Annotated in this window: 16 protein-coding genes and 2 pseudogenes; 13 read left to right on the forward strand and 5 right to left on the reverse strand. The window is 63.1% G+C overall.

Annotated features, from left to right (window positions below; all coding sequences use genetic code 11):
• Positions 1–23: 23 nt before the first annotated feature.
• The 3 genes from EOA13_RS12290 to EOA13_RS12300 all read right to left on the reverse strand — a co-directional run bounded on the left by EOA13_RS12290 (position 24) and on the right by EOA13_RS12300 (position 3,001).
• Positions 24–854, reverse strand: a complete 831-nt coding sequence (locus EOA13_RS12290; RefSeq protein WP_127292985.1) for a carbohydrate ABC transporter permease — start codon at positions 852–854, stop codon at positions 24–26.
• Complete coding sequence (locus tag EOA13_RS12295; protein WP_127292987.1) at positions 851–2,026, reverse strand: ABC transporter ATP-binding protein; 1,176 nt, start codon at positions 2,024–2,026, stop codon at positions 851–853. Before EOA13_RS12295 ends, EOA13_RS12290 begins: the two co-directional genes overlap by 4 nt.
• A 174-nt stretch (positions 2,027–2,200) precedes the next feature.
• A complete protein-coding gene (locus EOA13_RS12300) occupies positions 2,201–3,001 on the reverse strand; it encodes an SDR family NAD(P)-dependent oxidoreductase (protein WP_127292989.1) in 801 nt (266 codons plus the stop codon).
• Positions 3,002–3,166: 165 nt separating this feature from the next.
• Between EOA13_RS12300 and EOA13_RS12305 the strand changes: the two genes are divergently transcribed.
• From EOA13_RS12305 to EOA13_RS12355, 11 genes are all read left to right on the forward strand, one after another.
• On the forward strand, positions 3,167–4,027 hold the full coding sequence (locus EOA13_RS12305) for a DeoR/GlpR family DNA-binding transcription regulator (RefSeq protein WP_127292991.1): 861 nt from the start codon (positions 3,167–3,169) through the stop codon (positions 4,025–4,027).
• 39 nt (positions 4,028–4,066) lie between these two features.
• Entirely contained in the window at positions 4,067–4,867 is an 801-nt protein-coding gene (locus tag EOA13_RS12310) for a BtpA/SgcQ family protein (protein ID WP_127292993.1), read from the forward strand.
• 162 nt (positions 4,868–5,029) lie between these two features.
• Positions 5,030–6,550 (forward strand): FGGY-family carbohydrate kinase, encoded by a 1,521-nt coding sequence (locus tag EOA13_RS12315; RefSeq protein ID WP_127292995.1) that lies wholly within the window; start codon positions 5,030–5,032, stop codon positions 6,548–6,550.
• A complete protein-coding gene (locus tag EOA13_RS12320) occupies positions 6,550–7,179 on the forward strand; it encodes an HAD family phosphatase (RefSeq protein WP_127292997.1) in 630 nt (209 codons plus the stop codon). The genes EOA13_RS12315 and EOA13_RS12320 overlap by 1 nt, the downstream gene beginning before the upstream one ends.
• A 408-nt stretch (positions 7,180–7,587) precedes the next feature.
• Positions 7,588–8,475, forward strand: coding sequence for a sugar phosphate isomerase/epimerase (locus EOA13_RS12325; RefSeq protein WP_127292999.1), 888 nt, complete (start codon positions 7,588–7,590; stop codon positions 8,473–8,475).
• A 61-nt stretch (positions 8,476–8,536) separates the two neighbouring features.
• Complete coding sequence (locus tag EOA13_RS12330; RefSeq protein ID WP_127293001.1) at positions 8,537–10,060, forward strand: sugar ABC transporter ATP-binding protein; 1,524 nt, start codon at positions 8,537–8,539, stop codon at positions 10,058–10,060.
• A 31-nt stretch (positions 10,061–10,091) separates the two neighbouring features.
• Positions 10,092–11,060: an ABC transporter permease gene (locus EOA13_RS12335; RefSeq protein WP_127293003.1), complete on the forward strand. Its 969-nt coding sequence runs from the start codon at positions 10,092–10,094 to the stop codon at positions 11,058–11,060.
• Positions 11,061–11,104: 44 nt separating this feature from the next.
• Positions 11,105–12,118, forward strand: a complete 1,014-nt coding sequence (locus EOA13_RS12340; RefSeq protein ID WP_127293005.1) for a substrate-binding domain-containing protein — start codon at positions 11,105–11,107, stop codon at positions 12,116–12,118.
• Between the two features lie 287 nt (positions 12,119–12,405).
• Complete coding sequence (locus EOA13_RS12345) at positions 12,406–13,503, forward strand: ROK family protein (protein ID WP_348629755.1); 1,098 nt, start codon at positions 12,406–12,408, stop codon at positions 13,501–13,503.
• A gap of 37 nt (positions 13,504–13,540) precedes the next feature.
• Positions 13,541–14,527 carry a sugar kinase gene (locus EOA13_RS12350; protein ID WP_127293021.1) on the forward strand — a complete coding sequence of 329 codons (987 nt, stop codon included), beginning with the start codon at positions 13,541–13,543 and terminating at the stop codon, positions 14,525–14,527.
• Positions 14,527–15,795, forward strand: a complete 1,269-nt coding sequence (locus EOA13_RS12355; RefSeq protein WP_127293009.1) for a D-tagatose-bisphosphate aldolase, class II, non-catalytic subunit — start codon at positions 14,527–14,529, stop codon at positions 15,793–15,795. The genes EOA13_RS12350 and EOA13_RS12355 overlap by 1 nt, the downstream gene beginning before the upstream one ends.
• Before the next feature lie 57 nt (positions 15,796–15,852).
• Here the strand turns inward: EOA13_RS12355 and EOA13_RS12360 are convergent, their stop codons facing one another.
• A complete protein-coding gene (locus EOA13_RS12360) occupies positions 15,853–17,199 on the reverse strand; it encodes an FAD-binding oxidoreductase (RefSeq protein WP_127293011.1) in 1,347 nt (448 codons plus the stop codon).
• A gap of 630 nt (positions 17,200–17,829) precedes the next feature.
• Here EOA13_RS12360 and EOA13_RS38645 point away from each other — a divergent pair.
• Together EOA13_RS38645 and EOA13_RS39355 are read left to right on the forward strand one after the other, a co-directional pair.
• Entirely contained in the window at positions 17,830–18,144 is a 315-nt protein-coding gene (locus EOA13_RS38645; protein WP_127293013.1) for a hypothetical protein, read from the forward strand.
• A gap of 26 nt (positions 18,145–18,170) precedes the next feature.
• Positions 18,171–18,794: pseudogene (locus tag EOA13_RS39355) on the forward strand (hypothetical protein); the annotation flags it as partial.
• Between the two features lie 10 nt (positions 18,795–18,804).
• Here the strand turns inward: EOA13_RS39355 and EOA13_RS12375 are convergent.
• A pseudogene (locus EOA13_RS12375) lies at positions 18,805–19,639 on the reverse strand (IS630 family transposase); the annotation flags it as partial.

Consider the following 19,639-nt stretch of genomic DNA (forward strand, 5'->3'; position numbering starts at 1 on the left):
TGTCGGCTCTCGGAGCGGCCGGCCTATTTCACGCTGCCGAACGTCAAGCCCTGGACGATGAAACGCTGGATGAAGCGGGAAGCCACGACCAGCGGCAGGATGGCAAGGACGACGCCGGCAGAAACCTTGGCGATCTGGACGCCGTTCGAGGTCTGCAACGCGGCGAGCGCAACCGGTATGGTCGCCGTCTTCGGCCCGCTCAAAACCAGGGCAAACAAAAACTCATTCCACGCCAGGATGAAGCCGAGGACGCCGGCGGCGGCGATACCGGGCATCGACACCGGCAGCACAATGCGCCAGAAGGCGCCCCAGGCGGTCGCGCCGTCGGTCATGGCCGCCCACTCCAGATCGACTGGAATGCCTTCGAAGAAGCCCATCAGGATCCAGGTCAGGAAAGGCAGGTTGAGCGCGGCATAGACGATGATCAGCCCGGTCAGCGAATTGCTGAGCTCCAGGCTGCGGAACAGTGTGAAGGTCGGCAGCACCAGCGCCACGGGCGGCAGCATTTGCGTCGCCAGAACGGCAAAGCGCGCCCAACGACCGCCCGTACGGAAGCGGGCGAAGGCATAGCCGGTGGTGGCGGCGAAAGGCAATACGAGCAGAACCGAGCCGAGCGCGACGATCAGGCTGTTGAGGTAGGACTGTCCGAAGCGACCTGACAGCAGCGCCGAATAATTGTCCGTCGTAAAGGCCGGCATCAGCTCGTTGCTGTAGGATAGCTGCTCGGGCACGAAGCTCGTCCGCAGCACCCAGAGCGGCGGCAGCAGCACGATGGCGCAAACGACAATCAGCCCGAAATGCAGGCCGAAGCGGCGGCGAAAGGCAGGCCGTTCGCTTCCGTCCATGCTGGTCATTGAGCGGCCCCCATGAGGCTCGGCCGTGCGATGACCAGTTCGGTCTCGGGATCAAACAGGTGCATCGGCAACGGGTCGATGTAGAGCTCGACGATCGAGCCGACGGGCGCCGTGAAATAACGGCTCAGGCGGGCGGCGATCTCCAACGGCCTGTCGTCTCCGGCGGGGTGGGCATGATCCTTGCCGGTGGGCTGACCCGCGATCTGGCCGATCAGGACGTTCTCGGCGCCGAGAGCCTCGACGGCCACGACTCGTACGGCAATCTTCTGCCAGTCCGGCTTGTCGGCGCGTTCGTGGAAATCTTCGGCTCGAACGCCCAGAATGACGCGGCGCCCGACACGCTCGCCATAGGCGTTGCGGTGGCGGGCGGGGACGGTAAGCACGGCACCACTGTCGGTCACGACGGAGAGCCCTTCGCCAGGTGCGGGCTGAAGCGTGGCCGGAATGAGGTTCATCGGCGGCGTCGCCAGGAAGCGCGCGACGAAGGTGTTGACCGGGTCGGCATAGACTTCAAGCGGCCGGCCGGCCTGGACCAGGCGACCATCGCGCATGATGCATATGCGATCGCCCATGGTCATGGCCTCGACCTGGTCGTGCGTGACATGGACCATGGTGCGGCCAAGGCGCCGGTGCAGCTTGACGAGTTCGAGCCGCATTTCGGCACGCAGCTGCGCGTCGAGGTTGGACAGCGGCTCGTCAAGCAGGAAGGCCGCCGGTTCGCGAACGATCGCCCGACCGAGCGCAACACGCTGCCGCTGGCCGCCCGAAAGCGCTGCCGGCTTGCGGCCGAGAAGATTCTGCAGCCCGAGCAGGTTAGCGGCGTCCGCAATCTTGGCATCGATGACCGCTGCGTCGGTGCCGCGCATCTTCAGCCCGAAGGCCATATTCTGCCGCACCGACATATGCGGATAGAGCGCGTAGCTCTGGAAAACCACCGCGACGTTGCGGTCGCGCGGCGCGACATTGGCAACGCTCTTGCCACCGATGCGGAGATCGCCGGAAGAGATACTCTCCAGGCCGGCAATCATCCGCAGCGTCGTCGACTTGCCGCATCCCGACGGGCCGAGAAAGATCACGAATTCACCGTCAGGAATGGTGAGATCGACCTCATGCACCCCGTAATTGCCATTGCCGTAGAGCTTGGAAACGCGATCGAGCTCGATAGACGCCATAGACTTTCCTCATGAACCCGTCTGACCCGGCTGAACGCCGAAGGCCGGAGTCGAGCGAACGGTCATCTTAGAGAACAAAATATAACATTGAAAGCCTGCCTTATGATCATATGTGTTCACTTTTTTGGATGGCGCGTGCCAGCATCAGGATCCGGTTACAGCCGCCAAAAGCCGTCAGGTCATGTAGACGCCGCCGGTCACGTTGACCCCCTGGCCAGTCATGAAGCGGGCTTGATCCGAACAGAGGAAGACGACGACGTCGGCGACATCCTCCGGCAGCTCGAGCCGGCCGAGCGGCGTCTGCGCGATATAGTCGGCGACCACCCGTTCGGGCGTGACTTGCCGCAGATGCGCCTCCCACTCGACTTCTCGCGATTGCATGCCGGTCTTGACGAACCCCGGGCAGACGGCATTGACGCGTATCCCTTTGGGCGCGAGCTCGCGGGCAAAGGCCTGCGTCCAGCCGAGCACGGCGAACTTGGACGCCGAATAATGCGCCAGGAGCGGCGCACCGACCTTCGCGGCAAGCGAGGCGGTGTTGACGATGCAGCCCGTGCCCTGCTTGACAAAATGCCGTCCAGCGATCTGATTTGCGAGGAACACCCCGCGCGCATTGACCGAGAAGTTGAAGTCCCACTCCTCGTCGGTCAGATCCAGCGCATGCTGCATGGTGGACACGCCGGCATTGGCGATCAGGATGTCGCAGCCGCCAAGCGCTTCCAGTACGGCGGCAAAGGCCGCCTCGACGGAATCGCGACGGCGAACATCGACCGTGACGGCGACGGCACCGCCGCCAATCTCCTCGGCCGCCTTGCGCGCCGCGTCGGGATCCAGATCGCCGATCGCCACGGCGACACCCTGCCGCGTCAGGGCGGTCGCGATCGCGCGACCGATCCCCGCGCCGCCACCCGTCACAAAGGCACGCTTGCCCGCGAGTTCGGCAAGCACTGGAGGAATGACGGAGACAGCCGGCATGGTCGTATTCTCTCTGCTTGGTGGCGGAATGCGATCTGTTGATATCGAGATGCATACCAATAAATTCGAACGCTGCAAACATATTTTTGTTTGAAAATGTTCGATCATGCGGTAGAGTTGAAGTTGCAGACCGCTTCGTCAGCGGCTTACCCACCGGATACATCGATGGCCGACGACACCGCCTCTCCCCTATCGTCCACGCCTGGCGCACCACGCGATGCCGACCGTCAGCGCCTTCTCGCGCACGATCGGCAGGCACGCATCCTGGCTTTGCTGCGCCGGACGGGGTCGCTCACCGTCGCTACGGCCGCGGCCGAACTTGCCGTTTCCGAAATGACGATCCGCCGCGATCTCGTCGAGTTGGAACGCGAGGGCAGGCTGGTGCGAATCCATGGCGGCGCGATCGAGGCCGACACCCCGCCGCTGGTCGCCATGGACAGTGAGGAGCCGAGTTTCGATTCGCGCTTGCGCCAGCGCCGTGACCCGAAGGCCGCGATTGCCGCCGCCGCGGCCGCCTTGGTTTCGGGATACCGCACGATCGCATTGGATGTCGGCACCACCACCTATCTGATGGCCGAGCACCTCAAGAACCTTCCGCACGCCAAGGTGTTCACCAACAGCCTCAGGATCGCGGCGGCGCTGAACGGCGGTATGCCCGAAGTCTATGTTGCCGGCGGTCGCGTACGAGCCGACGAGATGTCGACCGGCGGACCCGCGGCCATCGCCCAGTTCGAGGCGCTGTGGTTCGACGTCGCCGTGATCGGCGTCTCCGGCATCACGGCGGACGGCCTTTTCGACTATTCCTTCGATGATACCGATATGAAGCGCGCCTATCTGAGACGCTCAGGCACCAAGATCGTGCTCTGCGATTCCGCCAAATTCCTGCGCATGTCGCTGGTGCGGATAGCGCCACTGTCGGACATCGATATCCTCATCACCGATGCCGAGCCGCCGGCCAAGATCGCCGCGGCGCTCGCCGCGGCCAAGGTCGACCTGCGCATCGCGCCGCCACTGACGCGCGACTGAGGCGCAATATTTTCACTTTATCCCCAAGGAGACGACTCGATGGTATTTGAATTTTTCGGCGACAAGAAGAAGGCTGTCATCTCGATGGCACATATCGGTGCCCTGCCGGGAACGCCCCTTTATGATGCCGATGGCGGCCTCGAAAAACTGATCGATGGCGTGCTCACCGACATCCGCAAGCTGCAGAGCGGCGGCGTCGATGCCATTATGTTCGGCAACGAGAACGACCGCCCCTATGTCTTCAAGGCGCCGCCGGAAGGCATCGCCGCCATGACCGCGATCGTCCAGGCGGTGAAGCCCGAGCTGAAAGTGCCGTTTGGCGTCAATTATCTCTGGGATCCGACCGCCAGCGTCGCGATCGGGGCGGCCACCGGAGCCCGTTTCGTGCGCGAAATCTTCACCGGCCTGTTCGCTTCCGACATGGGCTTGTGGGAGCCCGATTGCGCCGCCGCCTCGCGCCTGCGGCACAATCTTGGCCGCGACGACATGAAGCTTCTCTTCAACATCAATGCAGAGTTCGCACACTCGCTCGACCAGCGCCCGATTGAATTGCGCGCCAAGAGCGCGGTGTTCTCGTCGATGGCCGACGCCATCCTCGTTTCCGGTCCGATCACTGGCCAGCCGGCCGACCAGTCCCACCTGCGCAGCGTCTGCGAGACGATCAAGGACGTGCCGGTCTTCGCCAACACCGGCGTGAACATCGACAATGTCCGCGATGTCCTTTCGCTGGCGAGCGGCGTCGTGATCGGCACCCATTTCAAGATCGATGGCAATACCTGGAACGCCGTCGACGGCGATCGGGTCAAGCGCTTCATGGATGTTGTCGCCACTTTGCGCTGAGGGCGGCTTCCACAGCGATGCCGGCCATCGCGCCGGCTCGCGGTGATCATATCGATCGTTGCAGGCCGGCGTCCGGAATGATCGACTGGTATCGAGCAGCGGGACACAACGAGGCAGACGGGTTCGCCCGCCGGCCCTTCCCAGCATTTCAATGGATTCGACATGGCGTTCGTTCTAGGTCTCGATATCGGCACCACCTCGACGATCGGCATTCTGATCCGGCTTCCCGATCAGGTACTGGGCCTCGCCTCGCGCCCCGTGACGCTGCATTCCGAGCATGCGGGCTGGGCCGAGGAAGATCCCGCGCAATGGTGGACCAATGTCCGGGACATCGTGCAGGAGTTGCTCAGGACCAGCGGCATCAAAGCCGAGGAGATCGTGGCGGTCGGCACCACCGGCATGCTGCCGGCGGTGGTTCTTCTGAACGATCGGGGCGAGGTGCTGCGACCGAGCATCCAGCAAAGCGACGGCCGCTGTGGCGTCGAAGTGGCCGAGCTCCGGACCGAATGCGATGAGACGGCTTTCATCGCCAGGGCCGGCAACGGCATCAACCAACAGCTCGTCACCGCAAAGCTGCGCTGGATAGAACGTCACGAGCCGGAGGTGTTCAGCCGCATCGCCACCGTTTTCGGCTCCTATGACTATATCAACTGGCGTCTCACCGGCGAACGCGCGGTCGAGCAGAACTGGGCGCTGGAGGCCGGCTTCGTCGACGTTTCGACGCACCGGATCGATGACGATCTGGTGGCGCTCGCGCACATACCGCGCTTGGCCGTGCCGCGAAAGATCGCCTCGCATGAAATCCTTGGTTCCGTCTCGGCGAAGGCCGCGGATGAGACCGGCCTGATAGCGGGAACACCGGTTGTCGGCGGTGCGGCCGACATGATCGCCTCCGCGCTCGGCGCCGGCGTCGCCAAGCCAGGCGATGTCCTCCTGAAATTCGGTGGTTCGATCGATATCCTGATCGCTACCGATCAGATCAAGCCCGATCCGCGCATGTATCTCGATTACCATCTGGTGCCGGGCCTGTTCATGCCCAATGGCTGCATGTCGACCGGCGGCTCGGGCCTCAACTGGTTCGTGCGCAATTTCGCCGGTGGCGAGACAGAAGCGGCGGGCGCCGAGGGCATTTCGGTGCATCAGCGGCTCGACCGGCTTGCGGCAGCGCGGCCCGCTGGCGCCGATGGCCTCACCATCCTGCCCTATTTCCTCGGCGAGAAGACGCCGATCCATGATCCGGCGGCCCGCGGCGTGATCGACGGCCTGACGCTCTCGCACGATATCGGCCATGTCTGGCGCGCTCTGCTCGAGGCCTACGCCTATGCCATCGCGCATCATGTCGAGGTGCTCAACGACATGGGCCACCAGACCGAGCGCTATCTCGTCTCCGACGGCGGCTCAAGCAGCCGAATCTGGATGCAGATCGTCGCGGATGTCTTGCAAAAGCCGGTCCAACGACTGACCGGGCACCCCGGCTCTTGCATCGGCGCTGCCTGGACGGCGGCGATCGGCGTCGGCCTAACCGACGACTGGTCGGGCGTTTCCGGTTTCGTCAGCTTCGCCGACCGGCTCGATCCCGATCCGCGCAAGGCTGACATCTACCGCGACGGCTATCGCCGCTATCGCGATCTTTATGCGCGCCTGTCGGCTCCTGGCGCGACCAGAGCGGGATCGTCATCGTGATGTATCGCGCCGTCGCCTGGGACATCGACGGAACGCTGATCGACAGCGAGCCGTTGCATCATCAATCCCTCCTCGCCGGCTGCCGCAACTGGAACGTCGATCTTGACGACCTGCCCGACCAAGCCTTTCGCGGCATCCATATGGGCGACGTCTGGACAATGCTGCGTCCGCGTCTCCCAGTCGGGCTCGACCAGGCGGAGTGGCTCGCCGCTATCAATGCCCACTATGTCGCGAACCGGGCGAACGCCGTCCCAATCCCCGAGGCGGTCGAGACGATTCGGACCCTGGCTGACCGCGGCGTCCCGCAGGTCTGCGTCTCGAATTCCGGCCGGCAAGTCGTCAATGCCAATCTCGATGCGCTCGGCGTGCTCGATCATATGAGTCTCACAATCAGCCTCGACGACGTGTCGGCCGGCAAGCCCGACCCCGCGCCCTATCGCGAGGCCTGCCGGCAGCTCGCCGTAGCTCCAGGGTCGGTGGTGGCCGTGGAAGACAGCCGCACCGGCACTAAGGCAGCACGAGCCGCCGGTCTGTTCGTGGTTGGCTATCTCCCCAGCGGCGGCCTGCTCTGTGACGTTGATCTCAGTACCGACCGTCTGTCGTCGATCCTGGATCTGTTTCCCGGCTGAGGGTTTGCGCGGCCACGTCCTGGGTGCGCGCTTGGGCAAGCCGGTGGGCGTCAGCCGGCTGGCCCCGGACGATGCCTTGGCAGGAACTGACGAACGTTGGACCGGGTTCTGCTCGTTCCGCATTCACCTTGAGTCTCGCCAAGCGAGCGGTCCATGCCGCTCAGTCTGCGCAAGTCGCGTTATATTTGTTGTCAAAAGCTGCATATCCTGCTTCTCGCGTGGGTCAGAGAAGATTTTCTCGCATCTCCATGACGCCTCCTAACCATCTGTTTTTGAGGAATTTTTAATCCAGCATGATTGGCTCGCGCCGACCGATGCCAGAATTCCTCTTGCGTCGAAGCTGAACTTTAGGCATTTAGGATCAAGTTTGTATCTTTAACATGCAAACTTAGTCATCGGAGGATCTGAATGCGGCGTCTTGGTATCCATTCATTTGTCTGGACAAACGGCCTGACCCAGGAGGGCCTGGAAATGGCGCTCACCAAGTCGGCGGAGCATGGTTACCGCCTGATCGAGTTCGCTTATCTGCGGCCCGAGAAATTTGACCTCGACCGCCTGGCGAAACAAGCCAAGGAGTTGGACATCGAGATCGTGGTCACGATGGGCCTGTCGGCGGATGCGGATGTATCGAGCGAGGACAAGGCCGTGGTCGCCAAAGGAAAGGCGCTCTTGTCCGACGCGGTCAAGGCGGTCCGCGACATCGGCGGCATCCGGTTGGGCGGCATTCTCTATTCGATGCACGGCAAGTATGACGGGCTGCCCACGCGAACCGGCTGGATGAACAGCGCCGATGCTATCGCCGAGACCGCCGAGGTGGCCAGGGACAGCGGCGTGCAGATCGTTCTGGAAGTGGTGAACCGCTTCGAGTCCAACCTCTTGAATACGACCGCGCAAGGCCTGAAATTCATCAAGGACACCGGGCGCGACGACGTCTTCCTGCATCTCGACACGTTCCACATGAACATCGAGGAGGCGAGCCAGGCCGAAGCGATCCGTCTGGCCGGGGACAAGCTCGGCTATTTCCACTTCAACGAGAACTACCGCGGCTATCTCGGCACCGGTACGATCGATTTCGCGAGCATCTTTTCCGCCCTGGTGGACATTGGCTTCCACAATCGCGACGTCACCTTCGAGAGCTTCTCCAGCGCCATCGTCGATGAAGCCCTGTCGCGGGTGTGCGGCATCTGGCGCGATACCTGGACCGACAACAATCCGCTCGCCGCGCATGCCAAGGCCTTCATCGAAAGCCGTTGGGAAGAAGCCGTGCGTCGGGCCGAGATCAACAAGGCTGCCTGAAGGCGAAAAGGTTGCGGGCCGACAAGCGCCCGCGCCATCTCATCCCGAGGAGGACGGGAAGATGACGCAGAACGAAGCTATCACCAACGAGAACGGCGCCGCTGCGCCGCTTCTCCTCAGCGCTGAAAATGTCGCGAAGAACTTTGCAGGCGTTCCCGCCCTAGTCGACGGGCGGATTCGGTTGCGCGCCGGCACGGTCAATGCCTTGTGCGGTGGCAACGGTGCCGGGAAGTCGACCTTCCTCGGCGTGTTGATGGGGATGCTGCGGCGCGACGCCGGATCCGTCGCGGTGAAAGGCCGGGAGGTGAATTTCTCCTCCCCCGCCGAGGCGCTCGATGCGGGTATCGCCATTATCACCCAGGAGCTTAGCCCCTTCCTGGACATGACCGTCGCCGAGAACCTCTATCTCGGCCGCGAACAGCGGCGCGGCCGCTTCTTCGTCGACGACAAGTGCATGCTAAGCGACGCGGAGGCGATCCTCGCGCGATTGAAATTCAACATCCCCGCTGGTGCGCGGCTGCGCGATCTTTCGATCGCGCAGGCCCAACTCGTCGAGATCACCAAGGCAATCAGCCGCCGCAGCGACATCCTGATCATGGACGAGCCCACCTCGGCCATTGGCGAGCGCGAGGCGCAGATGCTGTTCGACGCGATCCGCACTCTGACCGCGGAGGGCGTAGGCATCATTTATGTCTCGCACCGCCTGACCGAGATCTTCGAGATCGCGGACGATTACACGGTCTTCCGCGACGGCCGTTTCGTGGGCGGCGGATCAATTTCCGAAATCGACCGCAGGGGCCTGATCCGGTCGATCGTCGGCCGCGACCTGTTGGACCATCATCGCGAACCGAAGGAAACCGGCCCGCAGAAACCCTTGCTCGAAGCCCGCGGCTTTGCGTCGAAGGGAAAGTTCGCCGACATCGACATGACCGTTCATGCGGGAGAGATCGTCGGCATATACGGGCTTCTCGGCTCCGGTCGCAGCGAGTTCGTGAATGCGCTCTACGGAAACGAGCCGCGCGATTCCGGCCAAGTGCTGATCGAGGGCAAGCCCATCGATCTCAAGACGCCCGCCGATTCCATCGGTGCCGGCATTTCGCTGGTCACGGAGGACCGCAAGCGGACGGGCCTGTCGCTGACCGCGTCGGTCGCCCACAACATCACCGTGGCCAACCTGCCGCATTATGCGCGCAAGGGCTTCATGAACGGATCGGCGGAAGCCAGGAGCGTGGTCGAGCACATCGAGCGCTTCTCCATCAAGACGGCGTCGCCGGACCTGCCCGTGCAATCCCTGAGCGGCGGCAACCAGCAGAAGGTTGTCCTTGCGCGCTGCGTCGACACCAACCCCAGGATCTTGATCTGCGACGAGCCGACACGCGGCGTGGACGAAGGCGCCAAGCGCGAGATCTACGCCTTCCTCGCCAATTTCGTGAAGGCGGGAAACGCCGTGCTGATGATCTCGTCCGAGGTGCCGGAAATCCTCGCCAATGCGGATCGCATCGTCGTTTTTCGCCGGGGCCGCATTGCAGGCGAGGTCGCCGGACCCGAGGCCACCCAGGAAACCCTCGTTCATCTGGCTTCCTAGCCAGACGATCCATGTCGTGGAGAAGAATCCAATGGTATCCGCCAGTCAAAGCATGAGCGGCATGAACCTGGGAAAGTTTATCGCCCGCTATGGCATCGTCATCTCGTTCGTCCTGCTGTTCGTCGTGTTGTCGCTGGCGTCACCGAACTTCCTGTCCACCAACAATCTGCTGAACGTGCTGCGGCAGGTCTCCATGAACGGCGTGCTGGCTGTCGGCATGACCTTCGTGATCCTGACGGCCGGCATCGATCTGTCCATCGGCTCGCTCCTGGCGCTGGCCGGTGCGGTAGCGGCCAGCCTGGTCACCGGCGCGGATGCATTCAATCCGCTCGTGGCGGTTGCGGCCGGCGTCGCGACGGGCGCGCTTTGCGGTGCCATAAACGGTGGCCTGATCGCCTACTTCAAGGTGCCGGCCTTCGTCGCCACGCTCGGAATGCTGAGCGTGGCGCGCGGCGCGACCCTGCTTTACAGCGGCGGCCGCCCGATTCCCAATCTCAGCCTCGAATTCCGCTGGCTCGGCCAGGGTCTCGTGCTCGGCATACCGGTACCGGTGATCATTTTCGCCATCGTCTTCGCTGTCGCGGCGATCGTCCTGCGCTACTCCATTTACGGAAGGCGGGTCTATGCGGTGGGCGGAAACCCGCGCAGTGCAAAGACGAGCGGCATCAACACCACCGGCATCATCTTTTCGGTCTACGTCATCATGGGCGCGCTGGCCGGTCTCGCCGGTGTCATGCTGACGGCCCGCACGACGTCCGCCCTGCCACAGGCGGGCATCGGCTACGAACTCGATGCCATCGCGGCGGTGGTCATTGGCGGAACAAGCCTCACCGGAGGCATCGGCCGCATCGGCTACACGCTGGTGGGCGTGCTGATCATCGGCATGATCAGCAACGGTCTCGATCTGATGGGGGTGTCCTCATACTACCAGCAGATCATCAAGGGTTCGATCATCGTCCTCGCGGTGCTGATCGACCGCTCCCGAGCCGGGAGAGAGTAACAGGCGCAAGCGGCGCGGCCGCACGCAACATGGAGGAAATGCACATGAGAACGACAAGACGCTTCCTGATGGGAGCAGCGGCCGGCCTTGCCCTTGCAGGCATGGTGTTCGGGGGGAGTTCGGCCGACGCCAAGACGCTGAAAATCGCGGCGATCGTCCAGAGCCTCAACACCGAGTACAATGTTCTGTGGGCCGATGCCGCCAAGGCGCACCCCGCGCTTGCGGACGGTACCGCCACGCTGACGGTTCTCGACGGTCGCCAGGACGTGCTGACGCAGTCGAACCTGTTCGACACAGCCATCACCGAAAAATACGACGCGATCATCTTCATCCCGGTCGACATCGACGCCGGCAATGAACCGATCGAGCGCGCGAAGGCAGCCGGCATCCCGGTGTTCGGCTCCAACACGATGGTTTCCAACACCGCACTCTACGATGCCTACATCAATTCCAACGATGTCGAGGCCGGCGAAATGCTGGCCAAGGCCGTGATCGACAAGGCCGGCCCACAGGCCAAGGTCGTGATCCTGGAAGGGATGCTGGGCCAATCGGCCCAGGTGCAACGGCTTGAAGGAATCCAGAAGGTGCTGAAGGAAAATCCCGGAGTGACCATCCTGGAGCAGAACACTGCCAACTGGTCACGCGCCGAGGCCATCACGCTGATGGAGAATTTCCTGACCTCGCATGGCAATGCGATCCAGGGCGTCCTGGCCGAAAACGACGAGATGGCCGTCGGCGCCATCGAGGGCATCCGCAACCACGGCCTGGAGCCCAAGACGGTTCCGGTCGCCGGCGTGGACGGCATCAAGGACGCGCTTGAAGCCGTCAAACGCGGCGAACAGTCGATGTCCATCCTCCAGGATGCCAACGGACAGGCGCAAGGGGCGATCGACCTCGCGCTGCACAAGATCGTCGGCGACAGCTACAAGCCGCGCGCGGCTGTCTGGGACGTCAACGGCGGCAAGCTCGCCTGGAAAGACGGCAAGGACCAGCATTACTACGTGCCGTGGCTGGCGGTGACCTCCGAGAATGTCGACAAGGTGCTTGTCGGCAATTGACGCTCCAACAGGGGGATGCCGCTCGCGGCATCCTCCCTTTCGTCCGGCGCAGCGGGAATTGCTTGCTTCGGACATCAGGCCGTTCATTCTTTTGAGGACTTTGCGTTGCCGGAGGAAAAACAAGCTCGGGTGAAGTATAGGCTGGGAACGAACATGCGGAGTCCGCCATGAACCATGCAACCTTCGCCAGCAGCTCGCCTCGCAGGATCCGCCAGAGCAATTCGGTAGCGACGCTGAACGCGCTCCACCGCTTCGGCCCTTTGAGCCGGGCCGATCTCGCCAGGCATATGGGGGTCAACCGCTCGTCCGCCGGCAATATCGTACTGGAGTTGGTCGAGGCCGGACTCGTTCGCGAAGTAGCGGAGAACGATGTCACGAATCCGGCGGGCCAGCCCAGGGCGGGAAGACCGGGTATCCTCGTGGAAATCGTGCCTGAAGCCGTTTTCTTCGCCGGCATAGAGATCGGTGTCGAACATATGACATGCGTCGAGATCGATCTCGCGGGCACGATCGTTCGCAGCACCATGACGCGCTTCGAAGGACATGACAGCGATCCGGAGGCCGCGGTCCACATGGCGATCGAACAGGCGTTTCTTGAGATGCGGAAGGATAGCCTGGCGCGATGTCAGGGAATCGGCATCGCGGTGCCCGGACAAATGAACCAGGACGGTTTCATCCACGTCGCGCCGATCCTGGGGTGGCGCAATGTCGATCTCACAGGCCTTGCCCGCGGCCTTCTTCCGGCCGAGATCCCGGTATTCGCGGAAAATGACGGCAACGCATTCGGCATCGGCATCACCTACAGCCAGCCGGAAGCGGCGAGCGGCGTAACCTTCTTCATGGTTATCGAGAACGGTGTCGGCGGTGGAATCGTGATCGACGGCAAGTTGTTCCGCGGCGGCAATGGCCTGGCCGGCGAAGTCGGCCACCTCAAGACAAGGAACCCGGCATACCGGAATCTGGAGCAGGCCTTCGGGCGCGACCGCATCCTGTCATCCTATCGCCAGTACAAACCGGACGCCGACTTGGACTTCTTCCTGCGTGACGTCCGCGATCGTGTTCCTCAAGCGGTGCAGCTCGCCGAGGAATGGGCTGTCTTGTTCGCATTTGCAGTCGTGCAGATCTCGCGGCTGATCGACCCGAACCGCATCGTGCTGGGCGGGTCCGTCGCGGAATTGTATCCATTGGTCGCCGCACGCGTCGATGCGTATATCCGCGAGCTCCAGGCCGCGACCTTTCCCATCCCCGAGATCGTTTTCAACGAGAGCGCCATCTATGGAGCTGCCTTCGGAGCCGCTTGCATGATGCATCAGCGCTTCATGTCGCTCGACAACCAGATGCTCAACAAGGACGCGGTTTCCGGTCCAGACGCCTCGGCGTCGTGAAACCGCAAACGACACCACATTCAGGATTGGAAGCTTGATAAACGACCTCCCCCAAACGCTTGCACCGGACTCGCTCGGGCCAACCGTAACGATTGGAGAAATCCTGGTAGAGATCGTCGCGAGGCAGACAGGCACCGGCTTCCGGGAACCTATCGACCTCATTGGCCCCTTTCCGAGCGGCGCGCCCGCCATCTTCATCGATCAATGCGCGCGTATGGGCGGAGCGGCCGCGATGGTGGGTGTGGTGGGCGACGACGATTTCGGCGTCATCAACATGGAGCGCCTGAAGCGGGACGGCGTAGACACTTCCGCCATCGCTGTTTCCGCGGATTATCCGACGGGCAGCGCCTTTGTTCGCTACCGCACGGACGGAAGTCGCGATTTCGTCTACAACATCGCCAAATCCGCCGCCGCCCGGCTGGAATGGACCCCGCAGGTCGAGGCGCTGATCGCACGTTGCGGGCATATCCACGTCATGGGAACGGTGTTCGCAAGCCCCGCCGCCTGGGCGATCACCGAACGCGCGATCCCCTTGATCAAGGCGCGCGGCGGCACGATGTCGCTCGATCCGAACCTGCGCAAGGAATTGCTGGCGCACGGCCAGACCGAGGAGAAGTTCGCCGGCCTGGTGGACGAAGCGGACTTGCTGCTGCCGTCGGGCAACGAATTGTTCCTGGCCGCCGGCATGGACGGCGAGGAACGCGCAATCGAGGCGCTGTTCAGACGAGGGGTCAAGGAGATCGCCGTGAAGCGTGGCGAACATGGCGCGTCAGCCCGTCAAAGCACCGGAGCCCGCGCCGATTGCCCCGGCCTGATCGTCGAGGAAACGGACCCCACCGGGGCCGGCGACTGTTTCGGCGGAGCCTATGTCGCGTGCCGGCGGCTGGGCATGGCGCTACAGACGGCGCTCGAATTCGCCAACGCGGCAGGCGCGCGCAACGTCACACGCCTCGGCCCCATGGAGGGAGCCGGCACGCGGGCCGAGCTGGAAGATTTCATGGCAAGAACGGCGAGAAGAAATTGATGCGTGTGGCGATCGAAGATGTGCCGGCCCTGCACAGGGAAGGCAAGAAAATCGGGGTGACCTCGGTGTGTTCGGCGCACCCGCTGGTGCTGAAAGCCGCACTGCGCCATGGCCGGGAAACCGGCACCACCGTGCTGATCGAGGCGACGTGTAATCAGGTCAATCATCTGGGTGGTTATACGGGTATGACGCCGGCCGATTTCGCGGCGATGGTGGAAGCGCTCGCGGCAGTCGAGCAGTGCCCGGAAGAGCTAATCGTGCTTGGCGGGGATCATCTCGGCCCTAATCCCTGGAAAGACCGGCCCGCCGAGGAGGCGATGGCGCAGGCCGGGACGATGGTCGATGCCTATGTCCGCGCCGGCTTCCGCAAGATCCACCTCGATGCCTCGATGGGCTGCGCGGGCGAGCCGGCGACGCTAGACGACCACACGGTGGCCGGGCGCGCGGCCAGGCTGGCGGGCGTCGCGGAGCAGGCGGCAGCGCAGAGCGGCGGGGCAAGCCCGGTCTACATCATCGGGACGGAGGTGCCGCCGCCCGGTGGCGCCGATCACACATTGGATGCGATCACCCCGACCAGTCCGGAGGCCGCTCGCCAGACACATGCCATTCACGCTCAAGCATTCCATACAGCCGGGCTTGAAAGCGCATTTTCCCGCGTCATCGGGCTTGTGGTGCAGCCGGGCGTGGAGTTCGGCAAGCAGAATGTGATTTTCTACGATCGGGCAAAGGCCCGCGACCTGGCGGCAACCCTCGACAGATTGCGGTCGCTCATTTTCGAAGCCCATTCGACGGACTATCAGGGTGAGAGGCCGTTGCGTGAACTCGTCGAGGACGGCTTCGCCGTCCTCAAGGTCGGACCCGAGCTGACCTTCAAGCTGCGCGAGGCGCTGTACGCGCTCGACCTGATCGCTTCCGACCTGGTGCCTGACTATGGCGAGCGGCCGCTTTACCACGCAATGGAAGAGCTGATGCAAGGCACCCCCAAGAATTGGGCAAGCCACTATCATGGAAGCGATGCCGACAAGCGGACGCTGCGCCACTACTCCTATTCCGATCGCATCCGATATTATTGGGCGATCCCGCAAGCCCGTGCCGCCTGCAACCGTCTCTTCGATACGTTGAACGGCCGCAAGGTGCCGGTGATGCTGTTTCTCCAGCACCTGCCTTCTGCAGTCACATGGGCTGACCGGGCCTGCGACGTCGAGGAGATCGCGATCGGTCACGTCCGGCGGAGCATCGAGGCCTACGCCCGGGCATGCGGCACCTGAGATCCTCGTCCGGTCCTTCAAGGCCAGAGCGGATGGGCTGGCGGGCGGCAGGAACGCTTACAGCGATGGCCCCAATCGGATCGGACTGCCGTCGCTGAAACGGGATTGACGGAACCTGTAGAGGTTGTGCCCGGTCTCGTTGCCTTGGACGAGGTCGGACAACACACGGCCGATTCCAGGTCCTATGCCGAAGCCGTGGCCGCTCATCCCGGTCGCTATGACGAGACCCGGGATCGCAGCAGCGCGATCGACGATGGGCACGACATCAGGCATCGCATCGATCATGCCCGCCCAGCTCGCCTTGAGCGGTACAGTCGTGAACTGAGGGAAAAGCTCCCTGAACCCGCGGTCGATGGCGCGGAGCGCCGACGTCTCGGGAGCGGGATTGAGGACCCGCATCCGTTCGAAAGGGCTTTCTTCATCCGCGTTCCATCTGCGCGGCGTCGACCAGCCATCCGGGTATCCTCGCGGCGCGGCCGGCAGGTAGCGCGTGCCGAAGGGATTGGCCATCAGGGCGCTGAAATATTTGCCCGCATGGCGAAATGCGTCCGGCCCTATGTAGAGTTGGCTGCTGCCTCCCGATGCGAGCGTATACCCCCCATCCTGCCTGCGCCGGAAAGCGATGCGTTCATCCGCGGCGGCACCGGCGTGGATCTCCGGCATCGGTGCTGTCGCGGCGACGGTCGCCCTGACGCTGAGCTGCGGAATCGAGATGCCGTGGGCGCGCAGGAAGAGCGACGTCCACGCGCCGCTGGCGACGACGACGCTTGAGGTCGCGATGCGCCCTTTCTCGGTCCAGACGCCACTGATGCGTCCCGTGGAGATGTCGAGCATACGTGCCGCGCAATTCTCGGTGATCGTCACACCTTCGCGGGACGCCAGGCGAGCAAGCGCGGGCACCGCGACCCAAGGTTCCGCCCGCATGTCCGATGGGGTGATCATTGCGCCTTTGAACGGTCGCGACATGGCCGGGATCAGGCTTGCCAACTCACCTTGGTCGAGGAGACGCGTGTCGACGCCATGAGCCTTGGCAATCTCGAGAAACTTCGCGAAACCGGCCATCTCCTTGTCTGTCCGCGCAAGGTAGGTAACGCCCGTCTGCTTCAGTCCTATGTCCTCGCCACATTCCTCGGCCAGTTGCCGCCAGAGGCGTTGCGCTTCGATGACGATCGGCAGTTCGTCGGCATCGCGGCCCTGCTGCCGGATCCAGCCCCAATTGCGCGAGGATTGCTCGGCGGCGATGCGGCCCTTTTCCAGCAGCGTCACCGAGACGTTCCGTCGCGCCAGGAACAGTGCCGTGCTCACGCCAATGACCCCGCCGCCGATGATCACGACGTCCGAAGTCTTCGGCAGGGGCTGCTGGAACTGGATCGAGGTGGCTTCGGTGAAGGGGAAGATTGTCAAAGAGCACCGTCCTTCTTGGTATGCTGCGGCGACATCCGGTCCACGCTGGCAGCGAGATCTGGGCAGCGATATCTGGCCGCCGTGAAATGTCGATACCACGCGAGGAGATTGATCGTCAGCTACTGCTTGCCGACAAGGACGGCGACAGATCGCGGGGCTGGAAGAGCCCTGGACAATGAGTCGTGAAACCGCCGGCCTGGCGAGTGTTGCAAGCCGTGCCCGAGAAAGGCGCTTTACCGCGACATTCCGCAACGGGTGAACAGCGCACCCGCACATGGAAACGGAATGCCCCGGTTGCTGACGACATACCCGCAGTTCAACCTGAATATTTGTCGCAGCTATTTGAGCAGCTGTTCAGCATACTTGCGGGCGATGATCTCGAAGCCCTCGGTGACTGGCCATGGTCATGAGCCCCGGTTCCGGTCGCGAGCGCGTTCAGCACTGTATCGATCTCGTCCGCCCCATGAAGCAACCTGAACGTCAGGAAATAGAGTTGGCTCCGTTCCAGGATTTCCGCGTGTTCGACCACTTATGGATGAAAGAGAGCAGTACTTTTGTGTACGTCTTCAGCTGCTCGATGGATACTTGTTCGTGACGGCATGGGCATGCCGCAATTCGCCGGGTCCGTAGATGACCGCCGGGATTCCTGTTGCGGGCGCCTTGGAAGTTCTCGGCGTGCAATACCGGCTGATCGACGGCTTCAGCACCAACCTCGGCTTCGACGGCCTTGCCATTGCCCTTCTTGGAAGCCTGGAGCCCGTGGGCGTCGTCATGGTGGCCATCTATTTCGGCGCCATCAACAGCGGCACGCTGGCGCTGCAAAGTCACCTCAGCGTACCGGCGGCCCTGTCGGAGATCATCAGCAGTCTGCCGATCGTCATCCTGGCCTGCGTGCAGGGATACAGACTTCTAAAGGGGAGACCGCTTTGGATGTCGACGCGATAACGATCAGCCTGTTCATAGCGTCGGCCGTGCGGTTGAGTGTGCCGATCATGCTTGCTTCGCTGGGCGAACTGGTCTCCGAACGTGCCGGCGTGTTCAACATCGGACTGGAAGGTATCATGCTGCTCGCCGCCTTTGGCGCGGTGCTTGGCCTGCAATGGACCGGCCAGCCACTAGCTGCTGTCGCCGCCGGCGCGGCCTGCGGCGTGGCAGCCGCCGCATCGCTGGCGGTCGCCGTGGCGGTCCTGCGCGCCGACCAGATCGTCGCCGGGATAGGAAAGATTGTGGTGCAGCTCTGGCATGTCGGCCGGATCTCGCACAATTCGCTGCAGCCCGGTGGCGGCAAGCCGGTCGTGCCGTCAGCGATCCGCGCCAAGACCTACCTGATCAATCCGTACGGCAGCGGCATTTTTTGCCGAACGTCCGAGCCGCGCGCGCTCGAACGGGACGAATTGCCTGGCATCGTCGAGGATTTTCGCCGCGCCGCCAAATCGGCCGTCGAGGACGCAGGCTTCGACGGCGTCGAGATCCACGGCGCCAATGGCTATCTGCTCGACCAGGTCCTGCGCTCCGGAAGCAACCACCGCACGGACAAGTATGGCGGATCGATCCAAAACCGCGAGCGCTTCCCGTTCGAGGTGGTCGACGCCATCGTCGGGCAAGTTAGAGCGGGATGAATTTAGGTTGGGCATAGCCTGCCTCTGTGAAGTAATTTCGGCATTCGGTTGACGTGACGGTGCCGAGGATTTGGCCGATGGCGTCACAGACGGTTTCGACTGTTCGCTTGGCAGCCTTGCGCAGCCAGTGCTTGAGCTTGGCGAAGAGCTTCTCGATAGGATTGAGGTCGGGCGAGTATTTCGGCAGCAAGAACAGCCTGGCGCCGGCTGAGCGAATGGCGCGGCGCACGGCCTTGCCCTTGTGTGAGCCGAGATTGTCCATGACGACGATGTCGCCTGGCTTGAGGGTGGGGACGAGAACCTTGTCGACATAGAGCTGGAAACGCTCGCCGTTGATCGGTCCGTCGATGAGCCATGGTGCATCGACACGGTCATGGCGCAACGCCGCCAGGAAGGTCATTGTCTTCCAATGGCCGTGTGGCACCTTGGCTTTGATCCTCTCGCCGCGCGGCGCCCATCCCCTGAGCGGGGCCATGTTGGTTTTGGTCCATGTCTCGTCGATGAACACCAGACGGGAAGCATCGATGCGGTCCTGATACTTTGCCCACTGTGCCCGCCGGCGCGCCACATCCGGGCGATCCTGCTCAGCCGCGATCAGCGTCTTTTTTTGTGACTGAGCTTCTCGGCGTGGACGAACTCCCACACCGAGCGGTAATCGACCGCAAGGCCGCGCTCGGCCAGTTCGGCCACAAGTCCGCGTAGCGTAAAATCGGCGGCCCGGCAGCGCAGCAGCAGCCACTCCCGATGCTCTCCGGCAATCTTCTTCGGCCTGTGCCCACCCATCTTGCCGGGCGCAAGACTGTTCGTTTCGCGCAACCGGC

Origin of the sequence: Mesorhizobium sp. M7A.F.Ca.US.011.01.1.1, from assembly GCF_003998295.1 — a bacterium.
Lineage (GTDB): Bacteria > Pseudomonadota > Alphaproteobacteria > Rhizobiales > Rhizobiaceae > Mesorhizobium.